The 8,615-nt window shown below is 43.0% G+C and carries 11 protein-coding genes and 3 tRNA genes; 1 reads left to right on the top strand and 13 read right to left on the bottom strand.

The genetic code is table 11. From position 1 onward, the window contains the following. Positions 1 to 114: 114 nt before the first annotated feature. The 4 genes from BSG1_RS17995 to BSG1_RS17980 all read right to left on the bottom strand — a co-directional run bounded on the left by BSG1_RS17995 (position 115) and on the right by BSG1_RS17980 (position 920). Positions 115 to 186 (bottom strand) — tRNA-Glu (locus BSG1_RS17995). A gap of 9 nt (positions 187 to 195) precedes the next feature. Then, positions 196 to 286, bottom strand: a tRNA-Ser gene (locus tag BSG1_RS17990). A 15-nt stretch (positions 287 to 301) separates the two neighbouring features. Then, positions 302 to 376: transfer RNA gene (locus BSG1_RS17985), tRNA-Asn, on the bottom strand. A 79-nt stretch (positions 377 to 455) separates the two neighbouring features. Further along, a complete protein-coding gene (locus BSG1_RS17980; protein WP_044023137.1) occupies positions 456 to 920 on the bottom strand; it encodes a SprT family protein in 465 nt (154 codons plus the stop codon). Positions 921 to 1,216: 296 nt separating this feature from the next. Between BSG1_RS17980 and cmpA the strand changes: the two genes are divergently transcribed. Then, the gene (gene cmpA, locus BSG1_RS20615; protein WP_006838640.1) at positions 1,217 to 1,330 is read left to right on the top strand and encodes a cortex morphogenetic protein CmpA; all 114 of its coding nucleotides are present in this window, start codon (positions 1,217 to 1,219) and stop codon (positions 1,328 to 1,330) included. 25 nt (positions 1,331 to 1,355) lie between these two features. Here the strand turns inward: cmpA and BSG1_RS17970 are convergent, their stop codons facing one another. The 9 genes from BSG1_RS17970 to BSG1_RS17930 all read right to left on the bottom strand — a co-directional run. Next, positions 1,356 to 3,509, bottom strand: coding sequence for a Tex family protein (locus BSG1_RS17970; RefSeq protein ID WP_006838639.1), 2,154 nt, complete (start codon positions 3,507 to 3,509; stop codon positions 1,356 to 1,358). 314 nt (positions 3,510 to 3,823) lie between these two features. Next, the gene (locus tag BSG1_RS17965) at positions 3,824 to 4,420 is read right to left on the bottom strand and encodes a PP2C family serine/threonine-protein phosphatase (RefSeq protein ID WP_006838638.1); all 597 of its coding nucleotides are present in this window, start codon (positions 4,418 to 4,420) and stop codon (positions 3,824 to 3,826) included. Then, positions 4,417 to 5,214: an RNA polymerase sigma factor SigB gene (sigB, locus tag BSG1_RS17960; protein ID WP_006838637.1), complete on the bottom strand. Its 798-nt coding sequence runs from the start codon at positions 5,212 to 5,214 to the stop codon at positions 4,417 to 4,419. The genes BSG1_RS17965 and sigB overlap by 4 nt, the downstream gene beginning before the upstream one ends. Continuing rightward, positions 5,192 to 5,659 (bottom strand): anti-sigma B factor RsbW, encoded by a 468-nt coding sequence (rsbW, locus tag BSG1_RS17955; RefSeq protein WP_006838636.1) that lies wholly within the window; start codon positions 5,657 to 5,659, stop codon positions 5,192 to 5,194. The genes sigB and rsbW overlap by 23 nt, the downstream gene beginning before the upstream one ends. Then, the gene (locus tag BSG1_RS17950) at positions 5,659 to 5,991 is read right to left on the bottom strand and encodes an anti-sigma factor antagonist (RefSeq protein ID WP_044023135.1); all 333 of its coding nucleotides are present in this window, start codon (positions 5,989 to 5,991) and stop codon (positions 5,659 to 5,661) included. The genes rsbW and BSG1_RS17950 overlap by 1 nt, the downstream gene beginning before the upstream one ends. A 68-nt stretch (positions 5,992 to 6,059) precedes the next feature. Then, positions 6,060 to 7,070, bottom strand: a complete 1,011-nt coding sequence (locus BSG1_RS17945; protein WP_044023134.1) for a PP2C family protein-serine/threonine phosphatase — start codon at positions 7,068 to 7,070, stop codon at positions 6,060 to 6,062. Positions 7,071 to 7,080: 10 nt separating this feature from the next. Then, a complete protein-coding gene (locus tag BSG1_RS17940; protein WP_006838633.1) occupies positions 7,081 to 7,482 on the bottom strand; it encodes an anti-sigma regulatory factor in 402 nt (133 codons plus the stop codon). A 3-nt stretch (positions 7,483 to 7,485) separates the two neighbouring features. After that, on the bottom strand, positions 7,486 to 7,842 hold the full coding sequence (locus BSG1_RS17935; protein ID WP_006838632.1) for an STAS domain-containing protein: 357 nt from the start codon (positions 7,840 to 7,842) through the stop codon (positions 7,486 to 7,488). Next, a partial coding sequence (locus BSG1_RS17930) for an RsbT co-antagonist protein RsbRA (protein ID WP_006838631.1) occupies positions 7,839 to 8,615 on the bottom strand: 777 nt, incomplete at its 5' end. The genes BSG1_RS17930 and BSG1_RS17935, both read right to left, overlap by 4 nt.

Raw genomic sequence — 8,615 nt, 5'->3', positions numbered from 1 at the left:
AAAGTTATGTTCTTTATAAGAACTATCTTGCGTTGCAAAGGAAGTTCATTGCTTCGCTTTGCTGCACGACTTTAAGGAAGTTTATTTACTACGCTTCGCTTCGTAAGAACTAAGTGACCCGTACGGGATTCGAACCCGTGTTACCGCCGTGAAAGGGCGGTGTCTTAACCGCTTGACCAACGGGCCATTTCGCAATGGCGGAGAAGGAGGGATTTGAACCCTCGCGCCGCTTACACGACCTACACCCTTAGCAGGGGCGCCTCTTCAGCCACTTGAGTACTTCTCCACTACTTCATAAAAATGGCTCCGCAGGCAGGACTCGAACCTGCGACCGATCGGTTAACAGCCGATAGCTCTACCACTGAGCTACTGCGGAACAAATAATATAATGTCGTTGTTTCGACTTTTATTATTATAACTACATATATCTTGGTTGTCAACGGGATTTTTGTAAGTTATTCAGAACTTGTTTTTTCTAGTTTCAACTTCCCTCGACACTTACCGCAGACATAACGGTCTGTATTTATTCTCCGTCTTCTTCTATATATGAGGCTGCAACCAGTACATCTATACAAAAGCGTTTTATGTTTCTTTTTCATTGAAGACTGAATTGGATTGCAGTGTCTTGGGGCACCAACCTGTGTCATTAACTCCCTGAAGTCCTTATCCCTGTGTTTGTATCCTTTTCCTTCTATATGCAAATGGTAATGACATAGCTCATGTTTAATGATGCCGATAAGCTCTTCCATCCCATGCTCTTCTAAATACTTAATGTTAATTTCAATATTATGTGACCTAAGCATGTAGCGTCCGCCGGTCGTACGCAGCCTTTTGTTGAAAAAAGCACTGTGCCTGAAAGGTTTGCCGAAATTTTCGGATGAAATATCTTCAACCAACTTCTGCAACTCAACGTTTTCCACTGCCGCCAACTCCTTTTGCTGAACCTGACAAACTATTATAGCATACACATAAGATAGGAACTTATAGCTAAACCAAAAATGGGCCCCATTTGTTCAGGCTCATTTCCCTGATGAAAACAAACCGAGAGAGCAAACGCGCATTTGCTCCATCGGTCTGTTTTCATCGGGGGACCTTTCAGCATAGCTGAAAGGCGATTGAAACCAGAGGTTTCAATCGAATGAGCCAAAACTGACAAGTTTTTCAACCACCTTGACTAAAGAGAACTATTCAATTTTCTTAATAAGGAGGTTTGGTTATGCCTAACTGGCTCGTCAGCCAAATGCGTAAAGCTTACTTTGAAAAAGACCGGTACCAGATCAAACTTCTCAATCAATGCTGGTATTTCTATAGGAAAAAACACTGCTCATGACAAGCAGTGTTTCATTTATCTTTAACTACTCCTTCACCATCGACAAGGCGACTCTTCCTTTTTTCACATCAGCACTCTCTACCCATACTGTTACCACATCTCCAACTGAGACGACATCCAGAGGGTGCTTCACAAACCCTTTGCGAAGTTTTGAAATATGGACAAGCCCATCTTGTTTCACTCCAATATCTACAAACGCACCAAAGTCGACTACGTTTCTTACCGTTCCTTGCAGCTCCATACCCGGCTGGAGATCTTCCAGCTTCAGGACATCTTTCTTAAGCAGCGGAGCAGACAATTCATCTCGCAGGTCACGTCCCGGGCGGACAAGAGCATCGATGATATCTTTCAGTGTCAGCTTCCCAATGCCGAGCTCTTTCGACAGCTCATCAAGTTGAATCTCTTCAACTTTTGCCTTAAGCTCTTCTGTTCCCAGGGAACTTTCGTCCAATTGGAGTTTCTTCAATAGTTTGCGTACTTCATTATAGTTTTCCGGATGTATCGGCGTTCTGTCCAAGACTTCTTCGCCATCAATGATTCTCAGGAATCCGATGCATTGCTCATACGTTTTTGCTCCCAGGCGCGGTATTTTCTTTAATTGTTTTCTTGATGTGATCCGACCTTCCTCTTCCCTTTTCTTTACAATATTATTGGCAACGGTCTTAGACAAACCGGCTACATATTGTAAAAGTGAGGACGATGCTGTATTGACGTTAACGCCTACCTGATTTACGACGGTTTCCACTACAAAGGTTAGGGAATCATTAAGTTTTTTCTGCGATACATCATGCTGATACTGCCCGACCCCCACCGATTTGGGATCGATTTTAACCAGTTCAGCTAATGGGTCCTGAAGCCTTCTCGCTATGGAGACAGCGCTTCTCTCTTCTACCTGGAGATCAGGAAACTCTTCCCGGGCTATGTCAGAAGCAGAGTAAACACTTGCTCCCGCTTCATTAACGATTATGTAGGAGATGTCCTTATTCACTTCCTTAAGGATATCTGCCACAAACTGTTCAGTTTCCCTTGAAGCCGTTCCATTCCCGATGGCTACAATCTCTATTTCATATTGCTGGAGTGTCTTTTTAAAGGTTTCTACAGCCGCTTCTTTCTTTGCCTTTGGGGGATGTGGGTAGATGACGTTGATTTCCATCATTTTTCCCGTCTGGTCCACTACCGCCAATTTACAGCCGGTCCTGTAGGCAGGATCGACTCCCAGCACCATTTTTCCTTTTAGAGGGGGCTGCAAAAGAAGCTTCCTCAAGTTCTCTGTGAAGATATGTATGGCACGGTCCTCTGCTGTTTCTGTCAGCGCATTTCGTATTTCTCTTTCGATGGATGGCTGGATTAACCGCTTATAACTGTCCTCAATTGCCTCTTTAATTGCTCGGGAAGCAACAGATTCCTTCTTTATGACATTTTTCACAAGGAAGTTATGAATTCTTTCAACATTAGGTTCAATGGACGCTTTCAAGATCCCTTCTTTTTCACCCCTGTTGACCGCGAGCACTCTGTGCGGCACGATTTTACTTACAGGCTCACTGTAATCGTAATACATTTCGAAAACATCCTTCTCATCTTCAGCATCTTTCTTTATTGAAGTAGTAAGGGTCCCATTTTTAAATGTATCGTTACGAATCCACTCTCGATACTTGGCATCATCCGATACGATTTCAGCAATAATGTCTTTTGCACCTTCTATGGCCTCTTCTGCCGAATTCACTTCATTTTCTACGGAAATGTATTTTTCCGCTTCTTCCTGCATACTTCCTGCTGCCGGGAAAGATAACATCCACTCTGCCAGTGGTTCCAGTCCCTTTTCCTTTGCCACAGTGGCTTTGGTTCTCCGCTTTTGTTTATAGGGACGATACAAGTCTTCAACAGTTTGGAGTTTTTCTGCTTTTTCTATGTCCTTCTGTAATTCTTCTGTCAGCTTTCCTTGCTCCTCAATCAACCGAAGAACTTCTTCTTTGCGTGTTTGAAGATTTTGGACGTAGTTCCACGAATCCATCACTGCCCTGATCTGTACCTCATCAAGTGCGCCTGTCTGCTCTTTTCGATATCGGGCAATAAATGGTACGGTATTTCCTTCTTCCAACAGGGAGATCACACTTTTTATCTGCTTTATATTGATTGAAAAATCTTTAGAGATTTTTTCTATCATATTGGTTTTTTCCATTAATAACGTCACCGCTGCATTACCTCCAGTTAAGTTCTCTACTTATCAAGTTTACCATAGCCTCTAGTATATATACTGTTTGAAACCGGGACATTCCTGCTTGTCATTCCAGCTTACCCCCGCGTAAACCGGGCCAAGAGTTGAAGCACATGTGACGTCTGAACCGGAAAAAGAAGAAAACACAGCCGCCCAAAGCGATGGCTTCGACCCAATCTATAGGTGAAGAGAAACGGCGGCCAGCAACGCTTCCGGGACTCCCCGTCACTAGACAAAAAACCAAACGTCTTCCCAGAATAAAAGAAAAAGCCTACTCATCAGAGTAAGCTTCCAACTATAAAAGTTGTATCATCAATCGGCTCTGCCAGACGCAAGCTGATTTCATCATTAATTTTCCTTAAGGAATTACTATTTTGAAGCAGGGATTTAATATTCGTGATATTCAATCCGTCTGAATGCAATAAGAATTTTGATTGGGGTTCATAAGAAAATCTTTGTGTTCGATACTTTTGGGGTCTGCCTGAAAGATAGCCTGTTACCGGCAGGGGATATGTCATTTTCCCCACCGAAGAATAAAGATAGAAACGAATATTACCTACACAACTGTATTCAAATTCATTACTCGCATAGTAGACTTTCATGATTGCTACAGCCGCGCCTCTTTTGTGCATCAATTCCTGATTGCAGTAGTCCATCAGGGTAGAAACATCTTCATGATGATATTTCTCCACCAATTCCACTACTGCATTGGAGGATTCATAGGCAAACTTCCCGCTTCCCAAGCCATCTGCCAGAATGCAGATAAAGTAATCATCTGTGGAAGTAAAGTAGAAGCTGTCACCACAATAAGGATTTTTCCCTTTTGAAACTTGCTTGGCATAAACCTCAATTTGATCTTGGACTAAGTGAGTCATCCAGAATGACTCTCCGAATTTCGCATCTCTGCATCTATAGCTTCCTTCAGCTTCTTGATTGCACGCCTTTGGAGTCTCGATACATGCATTTGTGAGATCCCCAATTTTTCTCCAGCGTCCTTTTGACTGAGGTTATCCAAATAAGTATATTGAATGATGAGTCTTTCTCTCTCTGATAAAACATGCAATACTTTCTCAAGAACGAGTTTCTGGTTGATTCTTTCATAACCCTCGTCCACATTTCCGACAATGTCCAGCAGCGTGACCGTACTACCTTCAGAATCCGCCTCGATGGAATGGTCGACAGATAACGCCTGATAGCTTTTCCCCATCTCCATCGCTTCAAGGACTTCCTCTTCAGTCACTCCAATGTAGTCCGCGATTTCTTCGACTTTCGGTGATCGTTCCAGTGTATTGGTAAGCTCTTCGACTGTCGATTTAATCTTAGGACCTAATTCTTTAATTCTTCTTGGGACATGCACACTCCATGTCTTATCACGGAGGAATCGTTTAATTTCACCTACGATTGTAGGGATGGCAAATGCCTCAAATGTCTTACCGAAGGAATCATCATAGCGGCGGATGGCACCTAACAAACCGATCATGCCTACCTGGACAATGTCCTCATGAAAGGATTTCCCCTTCGAATATTTACGCGCTATGGATATAACAAGATTTTCATAGTGGAGCACCAGATTACTCTGTGCTTCGTCATCATTATCTTCTTGATATGCTTTTATCCACTTTTTTACTTGCTCTTTAGTTTGCTGGTTAGGTTGAGATAGTTTCGGCATCCTTCTCCACCTGCTCTCCTTCTAGGAACTTAGTCATGAACACCGTTACACCTTCTTGATGGTGGACTTTCACCTCATCCATCAGACTTTCAATCAGGTAAAGCCCTAGTCCGCCTTCTCTAAGGAACTCCACTGAGTTTTCAGCGTCATACGGCCCCACTTCTTCACGAGTCTTTTTGAAATCAAAGCTTTCACCATTATCCGCTACCATAACTTCCAAACGTTCTTCATACAAAGCAAACCCGACAATGATTTCTCCTGTTTCATCCTTATAGGCATGCTGGACCGCATTTGTAATGGCTTCACTTGTCGCAATCTTCAAATCTTCAATCGCATCATAAGTGAAACCCATTCTGCTGGCAATCCCGGACAGAGTCAGCCGGATGACACCTACATATTCTGGTTTGGCAGGAATTTTCATCTCGATGTAGTCAAAATCTTGCATTATTCTACGCCACCTTTTACCTCGGAATTAATATTCATAATATCTCCAAGTCCTGTAATATCAAACAGGCGTTTTAAGCGTTCTGATAAACCGTTTAAGTAAAGCTGGCCACCGTTTGCTTTAATGGTTTTGAATAAGCCCACAAAAACCCCTAAGCCTGTACTGTCCATATAGGAAACCTCGGATAAATCAACGTTCATGACAACATTCTGCTCTTCAGCTGTAGAAGCAAGAGCATCTTTCAACTTCGGAGCCGTATAGGCATCGATTTCCCCGTTCACTTTTACGTCGATCACTTTATCATTTTCGTTCAAATCTATCGTTAAATTCATCAATTTCACCTCTTCTACAAATCCATTGCTATATTCGTTTACCCTATCATATGGATAATAAACATCAATCAACAAATTCTTTTTAAAATAATGAGGGTGAAGTCATCCCGCAGCTGAAAATGCTGCAGCCTTTCCAGCTCTTTATATACATTGTTCACAATATCCTGGGCCGGCAGGTGAATATATTTTTCAATATAACCAACCAGGTCCTCCCTTTCGATGAACCCTTCTTCCGTACGGCATTCTGTCACACCGTCAGAAAGAAGGATAATCAAATCGCCCACATTGACTTGCCTCTCATACTGTCTGTACTTGGCTCTCTTATCCACCCCAAGCAGGAGCCCCTTTGCTTCAAGGTCTTCGAACTCACTGGTTTCAGAATTATAAAAGAAGCCAGGCTCATGTCCAGCTGAAGAGTAGTTGAAGATATGGTTATACGGATCATACATTCCATAAAACATCGTAATGAACATGCTTGGATCCACATTCATTTCTACAACTCTATTAAGACTTTCCAACACTGCACTTGGATAATGCCTGTGTTCAGGAAGACTGTCCATCGCATATTTAATCATGGACATGCAAAGCGCGGCAGGTATCCCTTTACCGATTACATCGGCAATGGCCACACTTATATAATCATTGTCATCCTGTACAAAGTGATAGTAATCGCCATTCATCCTTTTAGCAGGCACACTCAGCGCTCCCACATCCAGTGCCTCGATGTCAGGGACCGTTGTACCGAGCAGAGTCTGCTGCATGTTCGATGCGATTTCTATTTCATTATTGAGCTCCTGCTGCTTGGAACGCAGACTCTGATGTTCACGATAAGCAAATCCATAGCCAATCATGACTTCTAGTAAAATATCAAAAGAGTCAAGCACCTTCGGGGACAATCCCGGCTCCATTTCAAGCATGATACTCTTATGGAGACTGATGATTTCTTCCGGGGAAATGTTATGTTCTATCGATTTCCGGCTGAACTTCTGACCCAGATATAAGGCCTGTTCATCCTGCTCTTTTAGATAGTTTTCGATGATTTCTTTATATTTAACATCCATTAATTCTCTAAAGTCCATGTCACTCCCCCTAGCGGAGCCACTTTGTAGCTCTTATATCGGTTCCTTCTCCCGGGGTAGATTCGACATTGAATTCATCCATCAATCGCTTTACACCCGGAAGTCCGGCACCCAGGCCCCCTGAAGTTGAAAAGCCGTCTTCCATTACTTTTCTGATATCCTTTATTCCCGGCCCTTCGTCCAAAGCGATTATCCGAACACCGTTCCTACCGTTCTCGCTTAATTTTTCTATACAAATTTGTCCCTGCCCGGCATATAGATATATATTCCTTGCCAGTTCAGAGATGGCCGTGGTTATTCGGGCTTGGTCGACAGTGCCAAAACCCAAATCCTTCGCTACATTCCTGCCAAGCTGGCGGGCTGCAACGATATCCCACTCGTTTGTGATTTTAACGCAGGATTGGATTTCCATACACTAGTCCCCCAATTCCTGTTGTAATTTCTCCAAACCTTTTTCTAGATCCAATGCCGTCAGAACATCATCCAGATGAATGCCAAGCTCAATAAGGGTAATTGCGACAGCAGGTTGAATTCCCGTGATAACAACTTTTGCCCCCATCAGTCTGGACATATTGATTACATCTCCCAGCACTTTCGCGATGAATGAGTCGATAAAGTCGATGGAAGTGATATCGATCACCACACCCCGAGCACTCGTTTCATGTATCTTATGAAGCAGGTCTTCTTGAAATTGCAGTGCAGTTTGGTCATCGAGTTCCCATTGAATGGATATTAACAGACAATCATGCAGCTTTAGTATAGGTATTCTCACACTGTTCCCTCCGTTGAGACAATTTTTCTATTCGTCATTTCCAAGGCTTTTTCTATCCCTTTTCTTAATGTGCTGTTTGTACTGAACTGGTTTAAATCTATTCCCAGATTAACAATCGTTTGGGCGATTTCCGGTCTGATTCCCACAAGCATGCATTGCGCACCAACCAGTCTTACAGCCTCAGAGGCTTGTATAATATGATGTGCCACCATCGTGTCTACTACCGGAACACCCGTGATATCGATCAATACGACTTCAGCGCGATGTTTCACAACACCCGTCAGCAGGTTTTCCATGATCAGTCTTGCGCGTTCAGTATCTATCGTCCCGACAAGCGGCATAACAGAAATCTTCTCAAACACAGGGATCAATGGTGCGGAAAGTTCCTGTAGAGCTATCTTTTGCAACGAAACCGTTTTTTCCCATGTTTTCGCATAAGCTTGTACGATTTCGTTATACATGGGAGAAATCCATTGATCGAATTCCTCTACGGCTTCCATGTGATTTTCCTTATTGATCTCTCCCGTTTCAGTCAAATGGTCATAGACAATACGACCGAACATTCGAAGTCCAGATGTTACAAAGGTAAGCGGCCAGCCTAAACGGACGACTTTTTCCGCAAAATCATCCAGCCTGGCAGAATACTCTTTGGAGTCTTCCAGGTTTGATACAAGCAGGTCAACGAATTCATGGCTGGTTTTAACGAAGACTTGATCCGATACCACTTCTGTTACGATATCATCTGATTCTTCTTTCATTATTTCCATCCATTT

This window comes from Bacillus sp. SG-1 (assembly GCF_000181495.1).
In the GTDB taxonomy this organism is placed as follows: domain Bacteria; phylum Bacillota; class Bacilli; order Bacillales; family Bacillaceae_B; genus Rossellomorea.
Note: the sequence above shows the minus strand (reverse complement) of the source record. Positions and strands in the feature narration are given on the sequence as shown.

Excerpts from the sequence above, each read along its gene's own strand:
- cmpA (WP_006838640.1), top strand. The coding sequence starts at position 1,217 with ATGCCTAACTGGCTCGTCAGCCAAATGCGTAAAGCTTACTTTGAAAAA.
- BSG1_RS17970 (WP_006838639.1), bottom strand. The coding sequence starts at position 3,509 with ATGGAAAAAACCAATATGATAGAAAAAATCTCTAAAGATTTTTCAATC.
- rsbW (WP_006838636.1), bottom strand. The coding sequence starts at position 5,659 with ATGCAAGATTTTGACTACATCGAGATGAAAATTCCTGCCAAACCAGAA.
- BSG1_RS17950 (WP_044023135.1), bottom strand. The coding sequence starts at position 5,991 with ATGAATTTAACGATAGATTTGAACGAAAATGATAAAGTGATCGACGTA.
- BSG1_RS17945 (WP_044023134.1), bottom strand. The coding sequence starts at position 7,070 with ATGGACTTTAGAGAATTAATGGATGTTAAATATAAAGAAATCATCGAA.
- sigB (WP_006838637.1), bottom strand. The coding sequence starts at position 5,214 with ATGCCGAAACTATCTCAACCTAACCAGCAAACTAAAGAGCAAGTAAAA.
- BSG1_RS17965 (WP_006838638.1), bottom strand. The coding sequence starts at position 4,420 with ATGACTCACTTAGTCCAAGATCAAATTGAGGTTTATGCCAAGCAAGTT.
- BSG1_RS17940 (WP_006838633.1), bottom strand. The coding sequence starts at position 7,482 with ATGGAAATCCAATCCTGCGTTAAAATCACAAACGAGTGGGATATCGTT.